This is a genomic window from Caproicibacter sp. BJN0012, from assembly GCF_035986805.1.
Lineage (GTDB): Bacteria > Bacillota > Clostridia > Oscillospirales > Acutalibacteraceae > Caproicibacter.
The window spans coordinates 642,510-668,184 of sequence record NZ_CP142518.1; the positions used below are offsets into that span (position 1 = coordinate 642,510).

Here is a 25,675-nt window from a genome sequence, read left to right on the forward strand (position 1 = left end):
TGCCTCCGCAACCGAAAGCTTTTATTTCGCCGGAATGCCTTTCACTATCCTATGATCGGGGACATTTTTTGTTACGACGGCGCCCGCGCCCACAGTGGCAAAGCGGCCGACCGTCATTTTTTCCGCCTCTGAGCCGCCCTGGATCACGCAGGAATTCACGCCGAGGTAGGCGCCCTCCCTCAGCCGGACGTTTCCGGACAGATTGGCTCCGGGGCAGACGGTGACAAAATCCTCCATCACGCAGTCGTGCGCGACGGTGCAGTTAAAGTAGAAAGCCCCATGATTCCCCATGCGAATCCGATTGCTGAACCTCGCGCCTGCGAAAATGATGTTTCCGGTCCTTTTTCGGACTTCTTCCAGTTGCCCGAAGCCGAAAGTCGCCGAGGGATGAATCAGGTTTACGTAGTTCAATTCGGGAAATCTGCTCCAAACCGACTTTCGGGCCGCCGGGCTGCCGATCCCGATGATAAACGAAAAGCCCGCGCGCACGAGGGAAGGGACCTTCTCCTCGAGGATGACCGGATGCCCCTGAATGGGGTTTTCCGCCGTTTTTCCGATGAAAAAAATTTCGTCGTACCCGGTCCGCTCCGCAATGTCGCTAGTTTCCCGGGCAAAGCCGGAAGCCCCGAAAATGGCGAGTTTCAACGGATCGCCTCGTTTTCCAGATAGGACCGGCCGGCTTTTTTGCCCAGAAGGTCAAAATACTCCATGGGCGAGCGGCCGCCCGCCGGCCGCTTTACCGTCAGATTCCAGTCTGTGAATAATTCGCCCTGTTCGATCCGGCATGCCGCGACAATACTTTTCCGGGCGACGGCCTGGTTCCTCAGTTCGGAAGGGGAGGGCCGCTTTACCGAAGTTCCGAGCGATTGTTCCACCTGGCGGATTCCCTGTACCATCCGGGCGAATTCCTGAGGCTCCAGAGAAGCCTTGTGATCCGGGCCGGGCAGACCGCGGTCCAGCGTCAGATGTTTCTCCAGAACCGAAACGCCCAGCGCCGCCGCCGCGACGGGGACCGCGATCCCCGCCGTGTGGTCGGAGTATCCGACCGGCAGGGCGAAGCACTGGCGAAGAGTTCGCAGAGCGCGCAGATTTACATCCGGAAACGGAGCAGGGTATTCCGTGGTGCAGTGCAGCAGGCTCACATGGTATTTCAGGGCCTTCTGCCCCTCTTCGGAATCGTAAGCCCGCCGGAAAGACGAGAGGCAGGGAACCTCTTTTTCTCCGCCGTACTCCAGATAGCCGAAGGCAAGAACGCCGAGGGCAGCCTCGATCTCTCCCAGATCCGCCATTCCCGTGGAGAGCAGCACATCCTTCCCGGAGCGCGCCGCCTTTCGCAGCAGGGGCGCGTTTTCAATTTCCCCGGAAGCGATTTTCAGCAGGGGAACGCCGATCGAAAGAAGAAAATCGAGGCTTTCCGGGTCAAAGGCGGTGGAAAGAAACATGATTCCCGATTCCTCCGCGTGTTTCTGCAAAGTCAGATCATCTGATTCGCCGAGCTCAAGTTTTCGGATCATTTCGTACTGCGTTTCCCCCGAACATGAATTTTCCAGCTGATAGGCGGCTTTTGGAGCGTCGGGGACGGCAATCCGCTCCGCGCGGTAGGTTTGGAATTTGACCGCGTCCGCTCCCGCTTCGGCGGCGGCGTCAACCAGTTCCATCGCCGTTTTGAGCGAACCGTTGTGATTGACGCCCGCTTCGGCGATAATGAGGATCTTCGGGCTCATTTGTCATCGCTCCGTATCGGATCAAATTGTTTCTTTAATAATGCGCGGTAATCGGGGATCGATTTTAAAACCGAGAGAATTTTTTCCGCGCTGTCTCCCGCTCCGTAAGGGTTCACCGCTTTGGAACAATCCGTTTCCAGCGCCCTGCGGATGGCTTTCAGAATCTCCGTTTTTTGCGGCGCGCAGCTGATTACGGAAGAAGCGAACAGACGCCCCTGCTGGCGGTCCCCGACGTTCACCGTCGGCTTTCGGAACGACGGCGCCTCATAGATTCCGCTCGAGGAGTTTCCCACCACCGCGTCCGTTTCCCGGATCAGGCTGAAATACCGCGTTTGGCCGAGGGAGGAAAACACGACCGCGTTCGGGTGTTCCGCCGCGAATTCCCGCGTCAGCTGGGTCAACTCCCGGCTCTGCGGGTCCGCGTTGGGCCCGGTGAAAATCAATCCGTATTCCTCTCCAAGCGCGTCCAGGGCCGCGAGCAGTTCCTGAAACAGCTTTCCGGACGGTTCCCGGTCGAGTGTGACCGGATGGAATGTCACGAGCAGATTCCGGCTGCGAAAAGAAAAACCAAGGGATCGTTCCAGTTCCTCCCGGCTCAGGTGCGGAAGGCTGAGAATCCGGTCGATCCCGAGGCTTCCCACATTGTAAATATGCCGGGGATTTTCCCCAAGCTGCCGGACCCTTCGGGCGGATTCCCCGTTGGTCACAAAATGCAGGTGGGCCATTTTGGTGACGCTGTGGCGGATTGCTTCGTCGAACGCGCCCAGAGTCGTGTCTCCGCCGCCGATGTGGGCGATTGGAATTTTCATGACCAGAGCCGCCTGCGCCGCCGCCAGAATTTCATACCGGTCCCCGAGCAGAAGGAGAAGATCCGGACGAAGCTGATCGAATGCCTCCGCGAATCCGATCACGCCGAGGCCAATGGACTTCGCGATTCCGACGGGGGTGTCGCTGGAAAGAAGCGTTTCGATTTTCCGGTCGATCTGAAAGCCGTCCTGTTCGATTTCCCGATAGGTCAGGCCGAATTCCGGCGAAAGGTGCGCGCCCGTCGCCGTGAGCTGAAGCGTGAAATCCGGCTCCCGCTCCACCGCTTTCAGCAGGGGAACCAGAAGACCGTACTCGGAGCGGGTTCCCGTCACCGCGCACAGTTTCCGCTTCATGACGAACCGCTGCTTTCCGGTTTGGCATACGGTTCTCCAAGCCTTGCGCTGCTTGGAAGATTGATGATCCGTTTTTCCAGGCTTTCCGCTGTGGACAGGTCCATCCGCGGACTGTCCCGGAACATGGGAAGGCGGCTCATCAAAGTCCATACGGGGCGCGTCTGAATTCCATGGTCGTTGGTGTCCTCCAATATGGGGTCGCGCAGGGACGCGTTCTCCTCCGACAAAATCAGCGTGTTCAGCCAGTAATTGCTCCTTGCGTAAGAAGGCTCCGGAAAGAAGCGAATCCCCGGCATGCCCGCGAAGGCGCTGCGGTATTCTTCCGCCAGAGCCCGCTTCAGGCGGAGAAATTTTTCCATCTGTTCCAGCTGGGCGCACCCAAGCGCGGCGTTGAGGTTCGGCATCCGGTAGTTGTAGCCGACCTCGTCGTGAAGGAAAGCCCAGCGGTGCGGCAGCTTTGCGGTTGTCGTCAGGTGCTTCGCCTCCCGGTACAGCGCTTCGTCGTTGGTAAGGATCGCGCCGCCTCCGCCGGTCGTCACGATTTTATTCCCGTTAAAGCTGAGGGCCGAGAGCTTCCCGAAATTTCCGGTGTGCAGATTCTTGTAATACGAACCCAGGGATTCCGCCGCGTCTTCCACCAGCGCAAGCCCGTAGTCCCCGCAGACCCGCGAGATCAGGTCAAGCTGAACGGGATGCCCGAACGTGTGCATCGCCACCAGCGCGCGGATCGGCCGGTCCGTTCGTCTGTTCCAGCAGACTCCATTGCGGAGCCGGGTTGTTTCTTTCAGGTATCCGGCCAGCTTTTCCCCGTCGATTCCGAGCGATTCCGTTTCGCTGTCCGCCAGATGCGGAATTGCCCCGCAGTAGCACACGGCGTTTGCCGTGGCGACAAATGTCAGCGCCGGGACGATCACTTCGTCCCCCGCCCGCACCCCTGCCAGCTTCAGGCAGATCTGAAGGGCGGATGTTCCGTTCACCGCCGCCGCCGCGTACTTTGCCCCCGTGAACCGGGCCAGTTCCCTCTCGAATCGTTCGACATACGGGCCGACGGAGGAAACATAGCCGGAGTCCAGGCAGTCCTTTACGTAGTCCCATTCGCGCCCCGCAAAGCAGGGCTCGTGCAGGGGAACCGGCTCGTTCCCCTTGCGGAGAACGGTCTTCAGGACCTCCGTGATTTCCGCCGGATCGACTTGATTGCGGTGATTCATAGCACATACCTGTCGGCTCTGTACCGCTTCTGGTTTTCCGGGTCGCGGAACCAGTCCGCGGTCAGCGCCAGCCCCTTTTGTAAACCGTCTTTCCCTCCAAACTCCGGCTTCCATCCGAACAGCCGCTCCGCTTTGGAGGTGTCGGCGCACAGCCGGCGGACCTCGCTCTGCTCCGGTCGGATTCTTTCGGTCTCTGTTTCCGTCTCGACCTCCGCATGCATGACCCGTGCGATCATTCGCACCGTTTCGCCGATGGAAATTTCAAAATTGCTGCCGATGTTGACCACTTCTCCCACCGCCTCGTCGCAGCATGCGGTTTCCCGGAATCCCCGGACCGTATCGCTTACATAGCTGAAATCCCGGGTCGGCGTCAGGGACCCGAGCCGGATCTTTCGATTTCCCCGCGCAATCTGAGTCATTACCGTGGGAATCACCGCACGGTTTGACTGCCGGGGCCCATAGGTGTTGAAGGGGCGGACGACGGTGACCGGGGTGGCGAACGAGCGGAAAAACGAAAGCGCAAGCTGGTCGGCCGCGATTTTTGACGCGGCGTAGGGGGACTGCGCCCGCAGCGGGTGCGTCTCCGGAATCGGAACGTATTCCGCCGTTCCGTACACCTCGCTGGTGGAGGTTTGCACAACGCGCTCCGTCCCCAGTTCCCGTGCGGCCTGCAGAACATGGAGCGTCCCTTTCAGATTCGTGTCAAGATAGGATTCGGGGGAATAATATGAATAGGGAATCGCGACCAGTGCGGCCAGGTGGAATACGGCGCTGCATCCCTCCAGAGCGGTTCTGACCCGGTAGGGGTCTCGGATGTCCCCCTGAAACACTTCCAGACTGTTTTGGATCTCCTTCGGGGACTGGTCCAGCCACCCCCATGAATTGAACGAATTGTAACAGACGAAAGCGCGGACGGAGCATTCGCTGCGGACCAGTTCTTCCGCCAGGTGGGAGCCGATAAACCCGTCCGCGCCCGTGACCAGTACTTTCTTTCCTGATAAATTCATTCTGCGCCCCCGATGTGGAAACAGTGTTGGGAAGAAAAACGGATCATCCTTCTTCCCAGCATTCATATTCTACCGCGTGGAAAAATAGAAGTAGTCCTATTTTTCAGGCCTGATCGGAGCGATTGATTTTCCGAGGTGAACGCCATGACAGGATTCTGTCCACTGATTACCTGCCGATTAACCGATCAGTGCGGTAATGAGGTGGACCCTTACGGCTTAGGCAATGTTACATATACGGTATTGCCTTCGCCGGAGAACCGGAAAAAGAACGCGTATGGCTTTCCACCTGTTTCAGTTGCTGTGGAAGGCTATGTTGCCGTGTATTCGGATAAGATGAGAATTTCGCCTCCGATTCCTTTCTGTATTTTGCAATCGCTTCACGTGTCCCTTCCCAGGGAAGGCTTTTTGACCTTTCGGCTGAGAGATTTTCATTGCTGGGCGCTTCCCAGGTGGAGCGGCAGCCCCCCCGCGCCGGGACAGATTGAACTGCTGATCAGTATTGAAACGTCCGCCTTTTCCAAAACGGCCGTCAACCTGCTGGTTCCGCAGGTTGATTCCGGCTTGCAGGTCGTCGGCCGGGTCTGTATCTACACAAATATGCTGAATGACAGTGTCCGCTTTCACAGCGGATGCCGCATCCGTTATCAGAGCGCCGCTCTCCGCGCGGAAGTATCTCACTACTATACCATTGCCGACGGGGGAAAGCGGACTTACCGGAACAGCGACGGGATGAAAAAATACGGGGACCGAGGGCTGCTCTCTCCCCAAGAGGTTTCTTATTACAATGTGTTTGTAAACGGCGTTTTGCAGCCGAGAACGAATTATATTCTTGAAAAAGACGAACTGACATTCACGACGCAGGACATTCCGGCGAAAGGGCGGCCCATCGTCGTTTTGTTCACCACATGGAAGGATTTTGAGGGCCGGATCATGGATGTGACCAACCGGCAGTATAATGCCGTATCGGACGGCACAAAAAAACAATATACCGACAGCGACGAAATCAAAGAATATGGAAACTGCGGAATCCCCTCCCCAAACGACGTATCCTATTTCAACCTTTATATTAACGGCGTTCTTCAGCCCAAGAGAAATTATATAGTGAAAAAGGGAATTTTAAGGCTGACCACGTCCGACGCCCCCGTAAAGGGAGCGCCCGTTATTCTGGAATCCATTGTCATCCGGGATTCGGCCGGACAGCTTTACCGAACGGAGATTTACGCCTACAACGCATACTCCAACGGCGGCAAGATTTATACCGATCAGGACGAGATCAAAATGTATGGGACGGACGGGATTCCCGATCCGAGAGGGAGCTCCTATCAGAATCTGTTTATCAACGGCGTTCTCCAGCCTCCGGTGGACTATCGGGTTCGGGAGGGGTACCTTGTTCTGGATACGGTGAATGATCCGGCCGTCGGCGCCCCGATCATTCTTCAGTCCGTCAACGGCGTCCCGGCGGAATCCTGCTGCAGGGTCCAAATGTCGGACGCGGCTCTCGCCCAATGGAAAAAGGTGTACACGCGGATTCAAGGTCCCTGCGCTCCCGCCCCGTCCGTTCAGGATGCGGTTTCTCCGGACCGCAGTTCTCCGCCGGCGTCGGGTGACGGCGCAGAATAGGCGCGGGGATTTTTCAACCGCCGTTCACTACAGCGCAAAAGAAGAAGGCTGCAAACCGCAGCCTTCTTCTTTTGGAGGATGCCCGACTGACAAATGATCTGCCAGCCGTGCCGTTCCGTTTGCCGATGCCGGTTTTCAGTGCAAAAACAGCTTCAGCAGTTTTAAGTTCAGATCCGTATAAGGCAGGTAACGGAACGGCAGGTCGATCCAGTTGTATTTCTTCAATATGCTTTTATAGTGGCTGAAGGTGTCGAAGCTGAATTTTCCGTGGTAGCTCCCCATTCCGCTGTTTCCCACACCGCCGAATCCCATATGGGAAGTCGCGAGATGGATGATGGTGTCGTTTACGCACCCGCCTCCGAACGAAAGCGAGGTGAGTACCCGTTTTTCGACCGCGCGGTCCGTGGTGAACAGGTAAAGGGCGAGGGGCTTTTCCCTGTTGCCGACGAATGAAATGACCTCCCCGATCTCGTCGAAGGTGAGGACCGGCAGAATGGGGCCGAAGATTTCTTCCCGCATGACCGGGGAGTCCCCGTCGACCCCGTCCAGCAAAGTCGGCGCGATCTGCTCCCGGCCGTTCGTCTCCCCGCCCGTTAAGATTTTGCCGTCGGCCATCAGCCCTTTTAAACGGTTGAAATGCTTTTCATTGATGATTTTCGGGTAGCTGTCGTTTTCAAGAGGATTGCTTCCGTAGAAAGCGCTGATCTCCTGTTTCAAGTATTCTATGATCTGATCCTTGACGCTGCGGTGGACGAAAAGATAATCGGGCGCCACGCAGGTCTGGCCGGCATTCAGAAATTTTCCGAACGCCAGGCGCCTGGCCGCGACTTTCAGATTTGCGGTCTTGTCGATGATGCAGGGGCTTTTCCCTCCCAGCTCAAGGCTGACGGGCGTGAGATTTTTGGCGGCGCTTTCCATGACCAGTTTTCCGACGGAAACGCTGCCGGTGAAGAAGATGTAGTCGAAACGCTGGTCCAGCAGATCCTGATTCTCCCTGCGCCCGCCCTGCACAACGGCGACGTAATTTTGAGGAAAGCAGTCCGCGATGATTTCAGAAATAATCTGAGAGGTTTTTGGAGCGTAGGCGGACGGTTTCAAAACCGCGCAGTTTCCCGCGGCGATGGCGCCGATCAGCGGTTCCAGGCACAGCATGAAAGGATAGTTCCATGGGGACATGATCAGGACCACTCCGTAGGGCTCCGGCATTTGGAAGCTCCTGGAATGAAACTGAGCCAGGGGAGTGTGGACCCTTCTGTTTTTCGCCCATCCCGGCGTATGTTTCGCGACAAACCGCAGTTCGTCCAAAACCATTCCAAGCTCGGTCATGTAAGTTTCAAATTCAGACTTGTTCAGATCGGACTTCATGGCGGCGTAAAGTTCCCGCTCTTTTTTGAGGATGGATGCCTTCAGTTTTTTCAGGGCGTCGATCCGGAACGGAACGGACTTGGTGGCGTTTGTAGCGAAGAAAGCCCGCTGCGCCTCCATCGTTTCTTCGATGTTCATTTTTTTCATCCCCGTTTAAAACGCTTTTTCCAGGATGTTCAGTACGTCCTGTTGGCCGACCTGCTTTGGGTTGACGATCATGGCGCCGTCCTTCAGGGCAGCCTGCGCCACTTTTTCAAAATCTTCCCGTCTGGCTTTTGTTTCGCTCAGGCGCATGGGCAGGCCGCAACTTTCGTGGAATTCGGAAGTCATTTGCCGGATGAGGGATATGGTCCCGCGTCCTCTTTCTTCCCTGGGGGTGCCGGCGTAGATTTCATCGCCCGCAAGATAGAGAAGCAGCTTTCCGTACAAGCCTTCCAGCATGTCAAAGTTGTACTCCATGCAGTACGGCATCAGAATGGTCATCGCCTCGCCGTGGGGGACATGGCATACGCCCCCGAGGGCGTGCCCGATCGCGTGGATCATGCCGACCATGGAGTTGGAAAAGGCGGCTCCCGCCATGAATGCCGCGTTTGCCATGGCCTGACGGGCTTTCACGTCCTTCCCGTTGTTTACCGCGGTCCGCAGATGGTCCCTTATGATCTCGAGCGCGCCCGCCGCGAACGCGTCGCTGACCGGGTTTTTCTGAAGGCAGGTATAGGCTTCCAGCGCGTGGCAGAGCGCGTCCATTCCGGTGGAGGCCGTGATGCGCGGAGGAAGCGTAAGGGTCATGCGCGGGTCGAGAACGGCGACGTCGGGAAGAAGATGGTAGGAAATAAACTCCATTTTGATATTTTTGATCGGATCGAGAATGACGGCGACCATCGTGGATTCGGAGCCGGTTCCGGCTGTCGTGGGCACGGCGATGAAGGGAACCCGCTCCCCGCAGTCGATGGTTTCGCAGCCCATGACGTCCATGATGTTCCCAGCGTTCTGTGAGATCAGCATTCTCACGCCTTTGGCGGTGTCCAGCACGGAGCCGCCCCCGACCGCAAGGATGCTGTCGCAGCCCAGGCTGCGGAACAGCGCCGCGATCTGGTTGACGACCAGCGAGGAGGAATCGGCGGGGATTTCCGTGAAGCTTCCGCCCGGAGTCATTCCGCCCGAAAGCAATGCGTCGGTTACAGTTTGCAGAGTTCCGATTTTTTTCAGCATCTGGTCGCTGAGCAAAAGAGGTTTTTTCGCCTTTAAATCCGCAAGCGCCCCCGGGATGTTCTCCAGCGCGAAATTCCCGGAAAGCAGCTTGGGCGGGTTGTAAAATTCATAATAATCCGGCAGCAAATCATGTCACCTCAAATATTCAATATCGCGTGCCAATAGACGGAAACAGGGGAAATCTCTTTTTTAGGCATCGCTTTTAAAATCTTTCTGGCGATAAATCCGGGGAAGAGGTATGCTTCGATGATTTCCACGCAATGGACGAAGGACATGCAGTCGGCGATGCTGCCCCGCATGGTAAAGCGATGCTGGGAATACGCCTGCGCCACGCCGATCTGGCCGCTTAGGACCAGAAATGCCGCGTCGATGTTCCGGAATTCGATCGTCATGTCGGCCTCGGAAAATTTCTGCTTTCCCAGCCGCTCGATTCCCTTTTCCGTATGGCTCAGGCAGATTCCGGGACCCTGCCGCGTCGCGTTCATGCAAATTTCAAACCCGGCTTTCCAGCCGTCCACTTCCCGGCGGACCGTTTCATCGTACCGGTAGAGGACCTGAAAAGCCCGGTACAAGAAAAAAAGCACGACTCGTGAAATTCCCCGTTTCATGCTGTTGCCAATTCTTTTTGACGTACTGATTCTGAAGTTGATAAAGATCCCTCACTTTCTGCATGCTGTGAAAACATATTTAAAATCAGGCTTCAAGCCACAGGCGGATCGCACCGCTCCAGTGTTCCGGCGGCATTTCCATCCGATCTTCCCGGAAGGAAAAGAAATCATTTCCAATTACGATTGTATACCTTTTTCTGGACAGGAACAACCGTTACCTGCTGTCGGGATCAAATTTATTTGTACCTTTCGCCGGCCTCCCGCCCGGCCGCGCGGCAACCGATCGCGCGTTTGGCAGGGCCTGATGCGTACGAATGAATGCAGAAAATTTTTTGCGGGAGAAATGCACGGCTGCCGATCGGATTCACTCCGAACGGCTTTGCACTCCGATCATTTTTTGCTATAATTGAATCATGATCTTTGAGGGAGGGATAATTCGATGTCATCCGACGAAATGAATGAACTGATACAAAAGAGGCAAAAAGCCAGAATTGTTCAGAAGAAGAATCAGATTCCATACGCGGCGGTTCTGTTGGTTCTTGCGTGCGCGTGCGCGGGCTTCCTCTGGGTGGATGTCCGCGAAGATACGGTTTTCTGGGTTCTGGGCATCGCGTTCGGATTTGTGATGCGGGATTCCCGCTTCTGCTTCGCGTCGACTTTTCGGGACGTCTTCCTTGTCAGGAATACGAAGCTGATGCGCGCTCTGATCCTTTCGCTGATGGTCAGCACCGTGGGATTCGCCGTGATTCAATCCGGTTATCTGAGAAGCCACCCGGACGCGGGCTATTCCGACATCCCCGGGATTCTGAACTCCGTCGGGCCGCACACCGCGATCGGCGCGTTCCTTTTCGGCATCGGCATGGCACTGGCCGGCGGATGCGCGGCCAGTGTGCTGATGAGAATCGGAGAAGGCCATGTGCTGCCGCTGATTACCCTTCTGGGGTTTCTGATCGGCACTGTGATGGGGGCGAGGGATTACCCGTTCTGGTACGACCGTATCATTCAGAACTGCGCCGTCGTGTATTTCCCTGAATACATGGATTTTGGTACCGCCGTCATGCTGCAGATCGCCGTTCTGGCCGGCTTGTATGGCTTGGCTTCGTGGTACCAGAAAAGAATGACGGAGACGGAACGATAGGAGAGTGTTCATGGAAGTCAGAGATTTGGATTGTTTGTATGAGGTTTGTCCGATTCCTTTAATCAAAGCGGTCAAGGAACTGAAAAAAATGGTCTCCGGGGATATTCTGGTGGTTCATTCGGACGAAAGCTGCGTCGGGGTGATGATGGAAGAATGGGCGGAACAGAATCACTATTCCATCAAAATCGTGGAGCCGAAGGACGGCGAGTGGGAAATTTATCTTCAAAAGCCATAATTTTTGGAAAGGACGGGACAGAGCCGATGAAACGATGGCTGAAAACGGCTTGGCCGTACTGGGCGGGAGGAATTCTGCTCGGCGCGCTGAATGTTCTGCTGCTTGCTTCAAGCGGAACCGTGTGGCAGGTTTCCGGAGGTTACCTTCTCTGGGCGGGAGGAATCCTCGAGTGGTTCGGCGTCAAACCGTTCCAATGGGATTATTTTCGGCTTTACAATACGAGATACGATGAGATTATCTCCGGCAACTCCGCTTTTTTCAACCAATATACCCTCTTGAATCTGGGAGTCGTTTTCGGTGCGCTCATTGCGGCACTGCTGGCTTCCCAATTTAAGTTGGGAAAAATCAAAAACGGAAAACAGGCCGCGTATGCTCTTCTCGGAGGAATTCTGATGGGCTACGGCTCCAGGCTGACCGGGGGATGCAATATCGGCAGCTTTTTCAGCGGGATTCCGTCCTTTTCCCTGCACGCCTGGGTGTTCTGGATCTTTGTCTCCCTGGGCGCGTGGGCGGGGACGAAACTCCTGATCAAGATTGTGACATAGGCCGATTCAGCAAAACCCGCGCCGGTTGGAGTGGATGAATTCAATAAAATTCTTCTCCTGCCCGGACAAAACGGAATCCTTTCGGTAAGCCATATTGTAATTGAAAACAATTTTCAGCCGGTCGATTTCAATCTGCTCCAGAGTGCCCTCCTTCAGCTCTTTTTTAATCATCAGCTTCGGCAGAAACGAAAAACCGTTCCCCGCCGAAACGGAGGATTTGATCGCTCCGGGGGAGTCCAGATGATAAATTACATGCAGCTGATCCAAGCTGACGCTTTCTTTCTGCAGGGCCTTTTCCAGCAGATACCCGGTGCTGGAGGTCTTTTCCCGCAGAATCAGCGGCAGCCTTTTTAATTTCTCCAGGTCGATTTTCTTTTGACCGCCGCAAGAATGTCCGACAAGAACAAGCTCATCCGAAATGATCGTCCTGGCGATGACTTCGCCCATTCTGGGATGGTCCTGAATGATTCCCAGGCCGATGGTATGGTCCAGCAGCCTTTCAATCACCTCGGTGGAATTCATCAGTTTGACCTGGATATCGACATCATCGTAAAACTTTTTGAAAATATAGATGCTGCAGGGAAGGGCAAACTCTCCGACGGCATAACAGGAGCCGATGTTAAGCTTCGGATGGTTCTCCTGCAGGTTTTTCAAGTCCCTTTTAATATTGCCCTTCAGGGAGAGAATCGTGACCGCGTAGTTGTAGACGACTTTTCCCTCTTCCGTCAGCCGCACTCCTTTATTGCTGCGGTCCAACAGCTTGGTCCCCATCTCGTTTTCCAGACTTTTCAGCTGAAGGCTCAGCCCGGGCTGCGTCAGATGGAGGGCGACGGCGGCCTTGGAAATACTGTTGTATTTGACCGTGGTATAAAACGATTCCAGGTATTGGAAGTCCATATGTTTCACATCCAAATGAATAATCAACTCTATTGTAGCATTGCTTTCCGAAAAAAGAAAGGCCGGGGGAAAAGCGCCATAGTGAATTCTTATGCAGGATAACAAAGGCTTATTAGGAATCGGAGTAACTTTGTACTATAATTAACAGAGAGATTGAGATTAAATTAACAAGGGCTTTGACCCCCGTTGTTGATTCTTATGGATTTCGGCGGGCGGAGGGGTGGAGGCGGTGAAGATGTATTCGGATCGTAAGATTGCGTTTGAGAAGCTTCTGACGGCGGGTACGATCGCAGTCATTTTCGCGGTGTGGTTTACGGCGACCGGTTTCGGGTGGGTTGACCCAAAGCTGGTACCGCCGCCCCGGTCCGTCTGGAGCGCTTTTCTTGATATTGCGCAGAACGGCTACCGAAATCACACTCTTTTCCAGCACATTGGGGCCAGTCTGGGGAGACTGCTTACGGCGTTTCTGCTTGCCGCTGCCGCCGCCGTCCCGCTTGGGCTGGCAAGCGGGTTCCATTCCGGGATACGGGCCGCTCTGGAACCGGTGGTCGAATTTTACAGGCCGCTTCCGCCTCTCGCGTATTATACGATTCTGGTCCTTTGGCTGGGAATAGAGGACCAGTCCAAGGTTGCGCTTCTGTTTCTGGCCTGTTTTGCGCCGATCTATGTTTCCTGTGTTTCCGCAGTGCTTAAAATCAATGAGGATTATTTAAACTGCGCGTACGCGGCTGGCGCGAGCCGATGGCAGGTGTTTGTTCACGTTGTTTTTCCGGCCTGTCTGCCCGATGTGCTGACAGGGCTTCGCACGGCTCTCGGAGTCGGGTATACGACTCTGGTGTCGGCTGAAATGGTCGCCGCGACTTCCGGCCTGGGCTGGATGGTCCTGGATGCAAGCCGGATTCTAAGGAGCGATATCACCTTCCTGGGAATCATCCTCATGGGGATCACAGGGATCCTGATGGACAGAGGGCTCAGGCTTTTGGAGCGGGGGCTGGTTCCCTGGAAAGGAAAGGAGTAAAAGCGTGCGGAACTATTTACTCAGCGCCGCCGCCGTTGCGCTTTCAGCGGTTTTGGCGTTTACAGGCTGTTCAAAAGCAGAAAAACCGGCAGGGGGCGAAGCCGGGGCGGATTCGCCCGGTCTGCCCGAAATCGTGAATATCGGGACACAGAAAATGCCGGACGATGAAGGCGTCGCCATCGCGAAGGGTTACTTTCAGAAAGAGCTCGGCGTAAAAGTGAATATTGTGGAATTTCAGGCCGGGGACATCAGAAACGCCATGATCGCGAAAAACATTGATTTTGCCCTTCTGGGGTCTTCTTCGGCCGCCCTCGGGATCGCAAACGGAATGGAGGTCGAATTGATTTGGGTCCACGAGGTTTTGGGGGACGCGGAACAACTGGTTGCCCGTGACGGCTCCGGAATCCGGTCTCTTCAGGACCTGAAGGGGAAAAAGGTCGCGACGGCTTTTACCTCGACTTCGCATTACAGCCTTTTAAGGGCGATGCAGAGGGACGGCATTTCTGAAAAGGACGTCACGCTGCTCGATATGCAGATGCCGGACATCTATGCGGCGTGGCAAAGGGGAAATATCGACGCGGCTTACGCCTGGGAACCAACGCTCTCCAAGCTCCTGGAAAGCGGTAAAACAATCCTTTCCAGCAAGGACATAGCGGCCCAAGGGGTCGTGACGTCAAATGTGGAGATCGTCCGAAAAGAATTTGCGCGGCGCTATCCCGAAATTGTCAAAAAATATATCAAGGCCCTGAACGAGGCGGTCGAACTGTACCGGCAGCATCCGGAAGAAGCGGTTGGGGCCGTCTCAAAGGCCCTGGGCCTTTCTGAAGAAGAGGCGAAGAAACAGATGCAGGGATCCGTTTGGCTGGATGCCAAAGAGCAGCTCGCTCCCGAATATCTCGGAACAAGCACTCAAAAGGGCGGCATTGTAAATTCGATGAAGGATACGGCTGATTTCCTGTATGAACAGAAAAGCCTGGCCTCTGAACCGAAGACCGGGACGTTTGAACAGGCCGTCAACCCGTCCTATGTGGAACAGGCGTTGCAATAGGACACAGCGGGAGGATTCTGTGTGGATCGGATACAGTATGAGCGGACGGGACCGCTGCTTTCCCTGACCGGCGTGGGATTTCGCTATCCCGGCAAAAAAGACGAGGTCACGGCACTGCGGGAGATCAGTTTTACCATGGAAACGGGAGAGTTCCTGTGCGTGCTTGGTCCGTCCGGATGCGGAAAAAGCACCCTGCTGAAGCTGATCGCAGGGTTCCTGAAGCCGACCGAGGGGGAAATCCGGATGGAAGGCCGGCCGGTCCGGGGACCGGACTGGCACCGCGGAGTTGTTTTTCAGGCGCTCACCCTGTATTCCTGGCTGAACGTGAGGGACAACATCGCTTTCGGTCTTAAAATGAGAAGGCTTCCGAAAGAACAAATCCGAAATGCGGCGCAAAAGTATATCGGACTGGTCGGCCTGAAAGGATTTGAAGAGAAAAAGCCCTATGAGCTTTCCGGCGGCATGAAGCAGAGGGTATCGCTCGCGAGGGCTCTGGCGAACCAGCCGGAGATTCTGCTGATGGATGAGCCGCTCGGCGCGCTGGACGCGCTGACGAGGCAGAACATGCAGGCACTGGTCCGCAGGATCTGGCGGGAGACCGGCAACACCGTTCTTCTCATCACGCACGACGTGGACGAAGCGCTGGCTCTTGGCACGAGAATCATGGTCCTTTCCAGCAGGCCGGGCAGGATTCTGAATGAATTCCACCCGGATTTTACCCGCCGGTACCTCGGCGAAGACGGCGAGAAGATCAGATATCTGCCGGAGTACAGGGAACTCCGGGGGAGAATTCTGAGTGAAATTCTCGGGGAAAACGGGACGGAATAAAGCGGTCCGGCCCCCAAAAATCAGGCAGGCCAGCATACAAATTGTTAATTTGTTAACGATATCAGCCATAAATTCTGCCGCGAAAGGATGTGATTGGGGGACAAATCACGGTAAGACTGTCGGCCATATGAAAAGTTAGGAGTGGTGTTATGAGCAAAAAGGAACAGGTTCTTGGAGTTGTGGTTTTGGTTTTGTCACTGCTGCTCGGCAAGGCATTTTTAAAGCCGGGGATGTTGCTTCGGCTTGTCATCGGCCTGGCGCTGGGCTATACTTTGATGAGGGCCTATACGGGTTTTGCGGGCAGCGTCAACCGCGCGTACCGGACCGGATCGACAAAGCTGATGAGGGCGCTGATGCTCATGTTCTTTGTTTCCAGCGTGCTGACGGCCGCGTTTTTGCTGAATTCGGATGCTTCAGAATTCAGCCTGTGGGTCAATCCGATCAATATCGGCCTGATGCTCGGCGGGGTCCTGTTCGGGTTCGGCATGGCGCTTTCGTCCTGCTGCGCCACGGGAGTGCTGACCGACCTGGTGGTGGGTCTGCCGCGGGCATTTATCACGCTGGTGTTTTTCGGACTGGGCGTTTACCTTGGGTTCCCGGTTCAGAATACCGCGGGGTGGGTTAAGAATTCCTGGTTCACTTCGGCTTCTGGCGGAAAATTTGCGGGCGGAGTCTTCCTTCCGGATCTGTTTTCATGGGACGGTCTCAACGGGTACCTGGGAGCTCTGGTTCTGACGGCTCTGCTCTGCGGAATCGTCGTTTATCTTTCCTACCGGTACGAGAAGAGTCGCAAGGAAAAAAATACATACGTGGGCAATGAGACGGAGATCATGCAGGAGCAGCCGGATCCTTTTGACAGCAAGAGCTATCAGCTGTTCAGCGGGGTGACTTTCGACCGGGTCTTCGCCAAACCGTGGACTCTGGCACAGGGGGCGGCCGTCCTCAGCGTGCTGTTCGCGGTGCTGATGGGCACGACGAAAGCGGGGTGGGGGGCCTCCACTCCCTACGGCGTCTGGTTCGGCAAGCTGCTGCTTGTCTTCGGAGTTTCTCCGGATGCCGTGGCGGGATTCGCGAGAATGAAGCCGGATTCCTTCGTGCAGCCCTTTTTCCAAAATGCAGTATCCGTACAGAATTTCGGTATCATTCTGGGAACGATCCTCTATCTTCTGGTTGCCGGTGTGCTTGTCAGGACGTTCCGCGAGGGTCTGCACATCACGTTCCGCGAAGGGCTCATCTTTGCGCTCGGCGGCCTTTCCATGGGGTTTGGAACAAGACTTTCAAACGGGTGCAATGTGGGCGCGCTCTACACCCCGATCGCGAATTTTTCCCTTTCCGGCTGGATCTTTCTGATCTTTCTGGTCGCGGGCGGCGTTCTGGGCAACCTGTTCGGCAAGGCGGCGTTTGCAAAGAAAAAAAGCGGCGGCCTGTTGGGCTAAAGGGAGGGCGGGTCCGAGGCGGAATCCTGATTCCGCCCCGGAAGCCGATTCCCGGGTTCGCCGGCTTGAAAATATGATGGAGGAAGGAAGGAGTCGAAGTCATGAGCAAAAGGATTTTGATCGTCGGAGGAGTGGCCGGAGGGGCTTCCGTTGCCGCGAGGGCGCGCAGGCTCGATGAGAAGGCGGAAATTATGATGTTTGAGAAGGGACCCCACGTCTCTTTTTCCAACTGTTCGCTGCCGTTTTACCTGAGCAGGGTCGTAAACGACAGCAATGCTTTAGTCCTGATGAGTCCGGAGCAGTTCCAGAAACAGTACCGGATTGAGGCCAGAGTCAACAGCGAAGTCACAAAAATCAATCGTAAAGAAAAGAAGATCACCGTTCGGACCCTGAACACGGGGGAAGAATATGAGGAAACTTACGACACGCTGATCTTATCCCCCGGGGCGGTTCCGGTTCTTCCCAAAAGCATTGAAGGGATTGACCGTCCGAATGTTTTCACGGTCCGGAATGTTGTCGATATCCGGAAGCTCGACGAATATCTGTCGGAGCGCGGAATTCAGGATGTCGCGGTCGTCGGCGGCGGATTTATCGGCGTGGAGGTGACGGAAAACCTGCGCGTGGCCGGCAGGAACGTCAGCCTGATCGAGGCGCTCGACCAGATTATGGCGCCCTTTGACTATGACATGGCGCAGATTCTGCACAAGGAGATGCTGGACCATGGAGTCAACCTGATTTTAAGCGACGGGGTAAAGAAAATCGGCGAAGATTCCATCGAACTGCAATCCGGCAGAAAAGTTGCGGCAGAGGCGGTTGTTATGGCAATCGGCGTTCGGCCCGAAACCGGCCTCGCAAAAGACGCGGGGCTTGAAATCGGGGAGACCGGCGGCATTCGGGTGAATCACGATTATCTGACCAGCGACCCGGATATCTATGCCGTCGGAGATGCGATCGAGGTCTATAACCGGCTGACCCGCAAACCGTCCCGGCTGGCCCTTGCGGGTCCGGCTCAGAGGCAGGCCCGGGCCGCGGCCGACCATATGTACCGGATTCCTCACAACAATAAAGGGGTCATCGGCTCCTCCGTCGTCAGGATTTTCGACCTGAACGCAGCCTCCACGGGGCTGAATGAGAAGTCCGCGAAAGCGGCGGGAATTCCATGCGACTTTGCTTATATCATCCCGGCGGACAAGGTCGGCCTGATGCCCGGAAGCCACCCGCTGCACTTTAAACTCCTGTACGAATATCCGACCGGCAGAATTCTGGGCGCGCAGGCCGTCGGAAAGGGAGAGGCTGACAAGAGGATCGACGTAATAGCGGCCATGATTACCATGGGCGCAACACTGGAGGATTTAAAGGAACTGGAGCTGTGCTATGCGCCTCTGTTCGGCACCGCTAAGGACGCCGTCAATCACGCGGCGCTGGTCGGGCTGAATCTTCTGTACGGACGGTTCCGGCAGGTTCCGGTCACCAAAGTCCGGGAACTGGTTGAAAAGAACGAGTTCATCGTCGATGTCCGGGAAAAGAACGAATTTGACCGGGGCCACCTGATCAACGCCGTCAATATTCCTCTCAGCGGGCTCAGAGACCGTCTAAATGAGATTCCGAAAGACAGGCCGGTCTATCTGCACTGCCGCAGCAGCCAGAGAAGCTACAACGCCGTGATGGCGCTGCAGAATCTGGGATATGACAATGTCGTCAATATCTCCGGCTCCTACCTTGGAATCTGCTGCTACGAATATTATCAGGACCGGGTGACCGGGAGAAAGAAGATTGTCACGGAATACAACTTTACCTGAAAAACAGCGGAATGAAAGATTAAAACCGGCCTGCCCGCGCTTTAGAAAGCGCGGGCAGGCCGGTTTTTCATGCGTCCGGGAGCTTGGCGTTATTTCAGCTTTTGCCTGATTTCAAAAAAATCCTTCCACGGATCGCTTTTCTCCATTCTTGCGAGCGCGTCCGTCATGCCGATTCCGTTGGGGGCGACCGTGTCGAGTTCTTCCCAGGCAATAGGCATGGAAACCCTGGCTCCCGCTCTCGCCCTCAGGGAATAGGGGGCGACGCTTGTGGCTCCCCTTCCGTTCCGGATCCAATCAATGAAAATCCTGTTTTTCCGTTTTTCTTTTCTGATGTTGCTCGTATAGCGGTCGGGCCACCGCTGCTCCATGACTTCGGCGACCCGTCTTGCAAAATCGTGAAACAGGTCCCAATCGGCGGACGGCTGGAAAGGCACGACCACATGATACCCTTTGCCTCCGCTGGTCTTGAGATACGAGGTCAAAGAGAGCTGTTCCAGGACGCTCTTGATCTCTTTGACACCCTGGCGTACCCGCTCCAGATCCATTCCCTCGTCCGGGTCCAGGTCAAAAACCATCAGATCCGGCTTTTCCAGCGTTTCGACCCGGCTTCCCCAGGCGTGAAATTCCAGAGTGCCCATCTGGACTTCGGAAATCAGCCCGGCAGCGTTCTCAATATAAAAGTAGTCCTCCTTTTGCCCGTCGTTGTTCACGACCGGAATCGTGACGACGCCCTTGTGATCCGGGCCGGGATGCTTTTGATAAAAGCAGGAGGAGGAGATTCCCTTGGGACAGCGTACGATGCTGAGAATCCGGTTTCCCGCGTAGGGCAGCATTCGCTCCGCCGCTTTAGCGTAGTATTGGACCACATCCGCTTTTTTCACTTCGGGATCCGCAAAAACCAATTTGTCGGGATGGGTTATTTTGATTCCCTCGACCGTCATGCCGCTGTTTGTTTCCATTTGCACCTCCGGCTCCTCGGCAGGCGGCAGATCCTGATCCGCCCGTTTCTCATTGGCCGCATCCTCTCTTTTTACTTCCCCGGGGTTCTTGTCCGTACGCAGCCCTTTATAACTTGCCTGCCGAAGCAGATTCTCATTGGTCCATTCGGCAAACTTGATTTCCGCGACCAGTACGGGTTCAAGCCATGTGATTTTCTCGTTCGATCTCGCTTCCGGCGCCTGTTTGAAAGGAGCGTCTTCTCTCCGGATGGTTTCAAATTTTTGCCCGAGTTCCTCCATGTCGTGAGCGGTCAGGCCCGTTCCGGCCCGCCCGGCATAAACGAGTTCGTTTTCTTCATAGACGCCGAGGAGAAGGGAACTGACCCCGCTCGCTTTTTTATCGGACAGCGTGTATCCCCCGATGACGAATTCCTGCCGCTTGCCGCATTTCAGCTTGATCCAGTCTCCGTTTCTTGTTCCGCTGTAAACGGAATCGGCCTTTTTGCCGACGATTCCTTCCAGGCTTGCCTGGCAGGCGGCGGAGAAGCTCTCTTCGCCCTTTCCCACGACGTGTTGGCTGTAGCAAAGATTTCCGGGCGCGCCTTTCATCAAGGATCCCAATGTCTCTTTCCGGTCGATCAGGGGGCGTCCTCTCAGATCCTCCCCATTCAGGGCAAGAAGATCGAAAACGATGTAAGTGAGGTTTTTCCCCACAGGATTTCTCATATAGTTTTGCAGAGCCTGAAAATCCGTCCTTCTCTGTGCATCGGTGACGACCATCTCGCCGTCCAGAACCATGGATCTTCCTGCGGCCCAGCCGGTCAGGGAGTCGGCGACGTCCTGAAACCGCTCGGCGTAATCGTTGCCGTTTCTGGTGATGAGGCGGGCGCCGCCCCCCTCCAGAAAGGCGAGGATCCGGTAACCGTCGTATTTCAGTTCATACAGCCAGCCGCTGCCGTCGGGGACCGCGGCGGCGAGCTTGGCGAGCTGTATGCCGGTTCTGTCGAAGGGATTTCGCGTGATTTTTTCATCCGCCCCCGCTTCAATTTCCTCCATGGTGCGTCCGGTGCGAACGCTGGTTGTGAATTCGGCGATACTGTCGCCGGCTTTGGCGTAATCGTCCCGCTCCTTCAGTAAAAGCCAGTTTTTCGCCTCTTCACCGGCTTTGGCCTTCATTCGGACCAGAGCCCAATTTCCTCTGAGCCGCCTTCCCTTCAGGACAAATTTTAACAAACCCTGACGAAGCCCCTGATCCACCTCGGTGAAAGGTTCCCAGAAGCCCTCGTCCCAGAGCATCACGACTCCGCCTCCATATTCCCCTTTGGGAATCGTTCCCTCGAAATTCCTGTAATCGAGCGGATGATCCTCCACCCGTACGGCGAGCCTTTTGTCACGGGTGTCAAGGGAGGGTCCCTTGGGTACCGCCCAGCTTAAAAGAGAACCGTTCCATTCGAGCCGGAAGTCAAAGTGATCCCTGCGGGCGATATGGTGCTGGACGACAAACCTCAGGCGGTTTTCAGACTTTTCCTCTCGGCCTTCCGGCTCTTCCGTGTTTTCAAAATTTCTTTTTCGGTTGTATTCATTCAGACCGGGCGACATTTTCATACCATATCCTTCGTATTTTAATCGTTTTTATTATCCGCCGATTCAACGGGGGTTATCCATGTTTGGCCGGGTGAGCTTTGCGTTCCAGTCTTACTTATATTTGCCGGCGCTCTGGCAAAGCTAGTCCGGGAGGTGCATGACTATGCCGGCAGCAGCTCATCGGTCCGTTATTTCGTTTGGACTCGTCGCGATTCCCGTGTCCATGTACACGTCAACCCAGGACAATGATATTCATTTTAATCAACTGCACAAAGAAGACCAAAGCCGGGTGCGGTACAGAAAGGTCTGCGCCCATTGCGGAAAAGAGCTGAAAAGCGAGGACATTATCAAGGGCTACGAGTATGATAAGGACCGTTATGTCGTCGTGACGGATGATGAAATTGAAAAAATTAAAACTGAAAAGGAAAAATCAATCCAGATCCTGCATTTCGCACAGCTGAATCAGATTTCACCGGTCTACTATGACAAGACCTATCAGGCCGTTCCAGAAGCGGGAGGGGAAAAAGCGTTTGAACTTCTCCGATCCGCACTGATGAAAGAGCAGAAAATCGCGATCGGCAAGACCGTCATGGGGACGAAGGACACATTGATGGCGATTATTCCGCGTGAGAACGGAATGCTGATCTCGACCATGTATTATCAGGATGACGTCAGGGATCTCCAGAAATCCTATCAAATCCCTCAACTGTCGGAACAGGAACTGATAATGGCGCAGGTTTTGATTAACTCCATGGATACACCCTTTGACCCGGCTCTATATAAAGACGAATATCAGGGCAAACTCAGGGAGCTTATCGAAGCTAAAATAGCCGGAAAGGATGTCGCCGCGGCCGTGCCGGAGCAGGCCGGAAATGTCATCAATCTGATGGATGCCCTGAAAGCGAGCATTGAAAGGCAGAGTGAAGGGAAAGCAAAAGATGAGAATAAACCTGCTTCCCCTAAAACAAAAAAAGAGAAGGGTGCGTGAACGCACCCTTCTCTTTGCGGCAAACCGAATAAGCACAAGAGAATGCCGCCGTACGGAAACAGTTATTTTTGACTGAAAACCATATTTCCCTCTGAGGAAAGCCGTTTTAGATGTTTCCACAGCGTTGTGCGGCTGACGCCCAGCTTTTCCGCCATGAGTGTCCGGTTTCCGCCACAGTGTCGTTCCAGGTCGCACAATTCCGAGCAGCTGATCCACCGTCCTGCTACCGAGATACCGGTATCCTGAACAGTAGGCAAAATGGCGGGAGAGGTTTCCGGGTCCTTCTGAAGACAGGAGAAAGGATTGCCGCCATATTGAATTCTAACAAAATTTGCGTTAATCCTGGAACTGCGTGTCAGAACGGTCAATCGTTGGCAAAAGCTGAACAACTGGTCGAGATTGCCTTCCCAAGAAAGATTTTGTAGCACTTCAAGTGCTTCCGGAGAAAAGGAGATCTCTTTTCCGTGAAGCGAAGACGCCCGGTTTGCAGCGTACTGTGCAAAAGCGGGAATGTCGGCACGGCGCTGCCTGAGGGAAGAAAGCGGCAGAGGCAGGGTATTCAGCGTATGGTACAGGCTCTGATTGAAACGGCCGCTGCCCGCGAATTCCGACAGGTCCCTGCTGGAAGATGCGATGATGCGCACGTCTGCTGAAACGGTCTCGCCCGCGTCTGGGAGAACCATCCTCTTTTCCTCAAGAAAATCGGCCATCAGCGCTTGCTCTTCAGGCGGCAGCCGCCATATCTCGGCAAAGTATGCGGTTCCGCCGTCAGCGCTTTGCAGCAGACGGGACAGCGTCCTGCCGGACGGCTGATTATGACGTGAAAGCATGGAACAGTCAATGGAAACAAAGGGAGAGGAAGACCGCCGGCTTGCGCTGTGAATACATTCCGCCCAGAACCTTTTTCCGGTCCCCGTCTCACCGATCAGCAAAACAGGCAGATCCCATTCCGAATATTCCCGGGCGGTATCCAGAATCTGACGGGCCTGTTCCGACTGCCCGATTGCATCTCCGAAAGATGCCGCCGGGCGATCGCTGCCTTTGGAGGAGGACTGTTTCTGAATTGATACGACAATGCCCCGCGCCTTTTGATTTACCAGGATCGGGTTGACCGAAAGCAAAAAGAGGTCCCCGTTCCGCTTTATAAGGAAATCCGGAGTCTTTTCCCCGGTGGAAAGAGCGGAGGAAATCGGCTGGGAGTCTTCCTGTCCCAGAAGTTCCGTGAAATGCTTTCCCGCGACTTTGAACGGAACCGTGTGGAGGTAGTCTGCGGCAACCTGGTTGATGGAGGTGACAATCCCTGATTCGTTTATACTGACGACACCGTTTACGGCGGTGTTCAATATCGTGTTTTTTTCCTGCAGCCTTTTTCTTTGCAGATTGATGTTTCGCTGTACTTCCCGTGCGCGGTGATACGCTTCTCGCACGGAGGAAAGGGAAGATTCCAGAAGAACGTGCTTGACGTGGATGCTTTCAAGAATCTGACAGGTGTAAACGCCGCCGATCAATACGTCGACCTGTTCTCTTTGGGCCCGGATGATGCTCTTTTCGATTTCGGCGGAGCTGTTGGCCTGGTACAGCCGGGCCTTGATTTTCAATGTCTCCAGAAAATGGCGGACGCTGCTGACTACGTCCTGAAGCCCGATATATCCCACGATGGGGTCCTCTTTTGCGGCACTTTCCCGCGCCTGCCGGACGGCGGCCAGTATTTCGGAGTCGGAGATCGGAATCGTTACGACGGGGGCTGAAATTTTTGCATCCCGCAGCAGCTTGGCGGTGTTTCCCCGGGCAATCACGACATCGATATCCCCGTCTTCTTTTTTTAACAGGCTTCTTACGTAATAAAGGGCCTGTTCCATATGAAGATTGATAATTTCAAAATCCGGCGGAAAATTCAGCTCACTTTGCAGCTGATAGGCGTATTTGGCAATGTTGTCTCCGGATGCGACCAGAAGAATTTTTCCCATTTTTACTCTCCGTACTGTTGCAAATTTGTTCATAAATCAAAACAAGAATAACATAAATCTAACAAATATTTAACACAAAAAAGATTAATCAATAAAAATGAATTTTGATGATTTACAAATTTAGACCATATAGGGTATCATTCCAGACGAAAGAAATCGAAGGAGGCCAAAAATGTTCGACTATCAGGACAAGCTTACATTTTCAAAAGCGATCTACTACAATTTTAATCCGATCCCGCTTCCCAGAACATTTAAGGATGCGACCGGAGGCTTCGGCAATTTTGCGCCTTTGCAGGGGTGGATCCGGATCTATGATTCGGAAGGGTGCTGCGGGGAAACGTTCTGTTCCAAGGGAATGGTGGAAAACGTTCTTCCGCTGATCCTGACGGGAGAGACCCGCACTTACACGGAATGGTACCGCTATCTGTACTGGTGTTTCCGCAATTTCGGGTTCCAGAGCGGGCAGATCTGCGACCTGGGACAATTTGACCTGATCATGCTGGATATTCTGGCGCGCCGGAAAAAGCAGCCGCTCCACCGGTTCCTCGGTGCGAAAAAAGACTGGGCGGCCGTATACAAGGGCGGCGGAGCCATCATTCTTGAGGACCAGGCCCTTGTGGACGATATGCTTCGCTATGTGGAGGAAGGCTACAAGACCGTCAAGTTCAAGGTCGGCAGCGACTGGGGCAAAAACATGGAGCGGGACGCGCACCGCATGGAACTTGTCCGCAAGGCGGTGGGAGATGACATCGCGGTCGCCGTGGACGGAAACCAGGTCTGGGACGTGGATGGCGCGCTGAAATTCGCCGACATGATCCGGCCGTACCGCCCGGCGTGGTTCGAAGAACCTGTGTTTTCTCAGGATATGAACGCGATCAAAGAGCTGAAAGAACGCGGCATCAACATGAAAATCGCATTTGGGGAATCCATGCGGAACTATTATGCGTTTGAAACCTATGTGGAAAAGGGCGTCGATCACCTGATGCCTCTTGTGGGACGCATGGGCAGCGTGAGAGAACTTGTCGCGATCCGCGACCTCGCCAAACGGAACGGCCTGGATTTTTCCTCGGGCGGAACCACTTTTGTCAACGCGGCGCTGGGCGCCCTGTATGAAGAGAACGAGATGCTGGAGTATCATGAGCCGATTACCTACACGCTTGGCGAATGCCTGGAGGTAAAGAGCGAGGAGAGGGACGGGCGTTTTTACCTGCCCGACATAGAAGGGGCCCCGTACCGGATCAACCTGAAAAAACTGGAAGCCGACGGAGCTCTGGAAAGCAAAAAATATTTTTACAGCGAAAACGCAAAGCTGAAATTTGCCGTCCGGGGCGCGTACTGAACCGGATAGAA

General features: G+C 54.8%; 23 protein-coding genes. 12 read left to right on the forward strand and 11 right to left on the reverse strand.

Annotated features, from left to right (window positions below):
- Positions 1-21: 21 nt before the first annotated feature.
- Genes VA597_RS03165 through VA597_RS03185 form a run of 5 tightly spaced genes read right to left on the reverse strand, consistent with a single transcriptional unit; the run spans position 22 to position 5,099 of the window.
- Complete coding sequence (locus VA597_RS03165) at positions 22-645, reverse strand: PglD-related sugar-binding protein (RefSeq protein ID WP_326975133.1); 624 nt, start codon at positions 643-645, stop codon at positions 22-24.
- Complete coding sequence (gene neuB, locus VA597_RS03170) at positions 642-1,724, reverse strand: N-acetylneuraminate synthase (RefSeq protein ID WP_326975134.1); 1,083 nt, start codon at positions 1,722-1,724, stop codon at positions 642-644. The genes VA597_RS03165 and neuB overlap by 4 nt, the downstream gene beginning before the upstream one ends.
- Positions 1,721-2,884, reverse strand: a complete 1,164-nt coding sequence (gene neuC / locus VA597_RS03175) for a UDP-N-acetylglucosamine 2-epimerase (protein WP_326975135.1) — start codon at positions 2,882-2,884, stop codon at positions 1,721-1,723. The genes neuB and neuC overlap by 4 nt, the downstream gene beginning before the upstream one ends.
- Positions 2,881-4,092: a LegC family aminotransferase gene (locus VA597_RS03180; RefSeq protein WP_326975136.1), complete on the reverse strand. Its 1,212-nt coding sequence runs from the start codon at positions 4,090-4,092 to the stop codon at positions 2,881-2,883. The genes neuC and VA597_RS03180 overlap by 4 nt, the downstream gene beginning before the upstream one ends.
- Positions 4,089-5,099 (reverse strand): NAD-dependent 4,6-dehydratase LegB, encoded by a 1,011-nt coding sequence (locus VA597_RS03185; protein WP_326975137.1) that lies wholly within the window; start codon positions 5,097-5,099, stop codon positions 4,089-4,091. Before VA597_RS03185 ends, VA597_RS03180 begins: the two co-directional genes overlap by 4 nt.
- A gap of 405 nt (positions 5,100-5,504) precedes the next feature.
- Between VA597_RS03185 and VA597_RS03190 the strand changes: the two genes are divergently transcribed.
- Positions 5,505-6,719 carry a DUF4183 domain-containing protein gene (locus VA597_RS03190; RefSeq protein WP_326975138.1) on the forward strand — a complete coding sequence of 405 codons (1,215 nt, stop codon included), beginning with the start codon at positions 5,505-5,507 and terminating at the stop codon, positions 6,717-6,719.
- Between the two features lie 135 nt (positions 6,720-6,854).
- Here the strand turns inward: VA597_RS03190 and VA597_RS03195 are convergent, their stop codons facing one another.
- The 3 genes from VA597_RS03195 to VA597_RS03205 are packed head-to-tail and all read right to left on the reverse strand — an operon-like array spanning position 6,855 to position 9,904.
- A complete protein-coding gene (locus tag VA597_RS03195; RefSeq protein WP_326975139.1) occupies positions 6,855-8,222 on the reverse strand; it encodes an aldehyde dehydrogenase in 1,368 nt (455 codons plus the stop codon).
- A 15-nt stretch (positions 8,223-8,237) separates the two neighbouring features.
- Complete coding sequence (locus VA597_RS03200) at positions 8,238-9,422, reverse strand: iron-containing alcohol dehydrogenase (protein ID WP_326975140.1); 1,185 nt, start codon at positions 9,420-9,422, stop codon at positions 8,238-8,240.
- An 11-nt stretch (positions 9,423-9,433) separates the two neighbouring features.
- Positions 9,434-9,904: a hypothetical protein gene (locus VA597_RS03205; protein ID WP_326975141.1), complete on the reverse strand. Its 471-nt coding sequence runs from the start codon at positions 9,902-9,904 to the stop codon at positions 9,434-9,436.
- Between VA597_RS03205 and VA597_RS03210 the strand changes: the two genes are divergently transcribed.
- Genes VA597_RS03210 through VA597_RS03225 form a run of 4 tightly spaced genes read left to right on the forward strand, consistent with a single transcriptional unit; the run spans position 9,903 to position 11,822 of the window.
- A complete protein-coding gene (locus VA597_RS03210; protein ID WP_326975142.1) occupies positions 9,903-10,310 on the forward strand; it encodes a hypothetical protein in 408 nt (135 codons plus the stop codon). The two genes, VA597_RS03205 and VA597_RS03210, sit on opposite strands and share 2 nt — an antisense overlap.
- A 33-nt stretch (positions 10,311-10,343) precedes the next feature.
- Positions 10,344-11,042 carry a YeeE/YedE thiosulfate transporter family protein gene (locus VA597_RS03215; protein WP_128741627.1) on the forward strand — a complete coding sequence of 233 codons (699 nt, stop codon included), beginning with the start codon at positions 10,344-10,346 and terminating at the stop codon, positions 11,040-11,042.
- A gap of 10 nt (positions 11,043-11,052) precedes the next feature.
- Positions 11,053-11,277 (forward strand): sulfurtransferase TusA family protein, encoded by a 225-nt coding sequence (locus tag VA597_RS03220; RefSeq protein WP_128741628.1) that lies wholly within the window; start codon positions 11,053-11,055, stop codon positions 11,275-11,277.
- A 26-nt stretch (positions 11,278-11,303) separates the two neighbouring features.
- Positions 11,304-11,822 (forward strand): YeeE/YedE thiosulfate transporter family protein, encoded by a 519-nt coding sequence (locus tag VA597_RS03225; protein ID WP_128741629.1) that lies wholly within the window; start codon positions 11,304-11,306, stop codon positions 11,820-11,822.
- A 6-nt stretch (positions 11,823-11,828) separates the two neighbouring features.
- Here VA597_RS03225 and VA597_RS03230 read toward each other — a convergent pair whose 3' ends face one another.
- Entirely contained in the window at positions 11,829-12,719 is an 891-nt protein-coding gene (locus VA597_RS03230) for a LysR family transcriptional regulator (protein WP_128741630.1), read from the reverse strand.
- 235 nt (positions 12,720-12,954) lie between these two features.
- On the opposite strand from VA597_RS03230, the gene VA597_RS03235 reads away from it, so the two are divergent.
- The 5 genes from VA597_RS03235 (at position 12,955) to VA597_RS03255 (ending at position 18,848) form a co-directional block, all read left to right on the forward strand.
- Positions 12,955-13,737 (forward strand): ABC transporter permease subunit, encoded by a 783-nt coding sequence (locus tag VA597_RS03235; protein WP_326975143.1) that lies wholly within the window; start codon positions 12,955-12,957, stop codon positions 13,735-13,737.
- Between the two features lie 4 nt (positions 13,738-13,741).
- Positions 13,742-14,785: a taurine ABC transporter substrate-binding protein gene (locus tag VA597_RS03240; protein WP_326975144.1), complete on the forward strand. Its 1,044-nt coding sequence runs from the start codon at positions 13,742-13,744 to the stop codon at positions 14,783-14,785.
- A gap of 21 nt (positions 14,786-14,806) precedes the next feature.
- Positions 14,807-15,613 carry an ABC transporter ATP-binding protein gene (locus VA597_RS03245; protein ID WP_326975145.1) on the forward strand — a complete coding sequence of 269 codons (807 nt, stop codon included), beginning with the start codon at positions 14,807-14,809 and terminating at the stop codon, positions 15,611-15,613.
- 149 nt (positions 15,614-15,762) lie between these two features.
- Positions 15,763-17,049 carry a YeeE/YedE family protein gene (locus tag VA597_RS03250; protein ID WP_326975146.1) on the forward strand — a complete coding sequence of 429 codons (1,287 nt, stop codon included), beginning with the start codon at positions 15,763-15,765 and terminating at the stop codon, positions 17,047-17,049.
- Positions 17,050-17,150: 101 nt separating this feature from the next.
- A complete protein-coding gene (locus tag VA597_RS03255) occupies positions 17,151-18,848 on the forward strand; it encodes an FAD-dependent oxidoreductase (protein ID WP_326975148.1) in 1,698 nt (565 codons plus the stop codon).
- Between the two features lie 89 nt (positions 18,849-18,937).
- On the opposite strand, the gene ligD is transcribed toward VA597_RS03255, so the two are convergent.
- Positions 18,938-21,385, reverse strand: a complete 2,448-nt coding sequence (gene ligD / locus VA597_RS03260; protein ID WP_326975652.1) for a DNA ligase D — start codon at positions 21,383-21,385, stop codon at positions 18,938-18,940.
- 148 nt (positions 21,386-21,533) lie between these two features.
- Between ligD and ku the strand changes: the two genes are divergently transcribed.
- Positions 21,534-22,358: a non-homologous end joining protein Ku gene (ku, locus tag VA597_RS03265; protein WP_326975149.1), complete on the forward strand. Its 825-nt coding sequence runs from the start codon at positions 21,534-21,536 to the stop codon at positions 22,356-22,358.
- 62 nt (positions 22,359-22,420) lie between these two features.
- On the opposite strand, the gene VA597_RS03270 is transcribed toward ku, so the two are convergent.
- Entirely contained in the window at positions 22,421-24,325 is a 1,905-nt protein-coding gene (locus tag VA597_RS03270) for a sigma-54-dependent Fis family transcriptional regulator (protein WP_326975150.1), read from the reverse strand.
- 172 nt (positions 24,326-24,497) lie between these two features.
- Here VA597_RS03270 and VA597_RS03275 point away from each other — a divergent pair, with 172 nt between their 5' ends.
- The gene (locus VA597_RS03275; protein ID WP_326975151.1) at positions 24,498-25,664 is read left to right on the forward strand and encodes an enolase C-terminal domain-like protein; all 1,167 of its coding nucleotides are present in this window, start codon (positions 24,498-24,500) and stop codon (positions 25,662-25,664) included.
- Positions 25,665-25,675 lie beyond the last annotated feature (11 nt).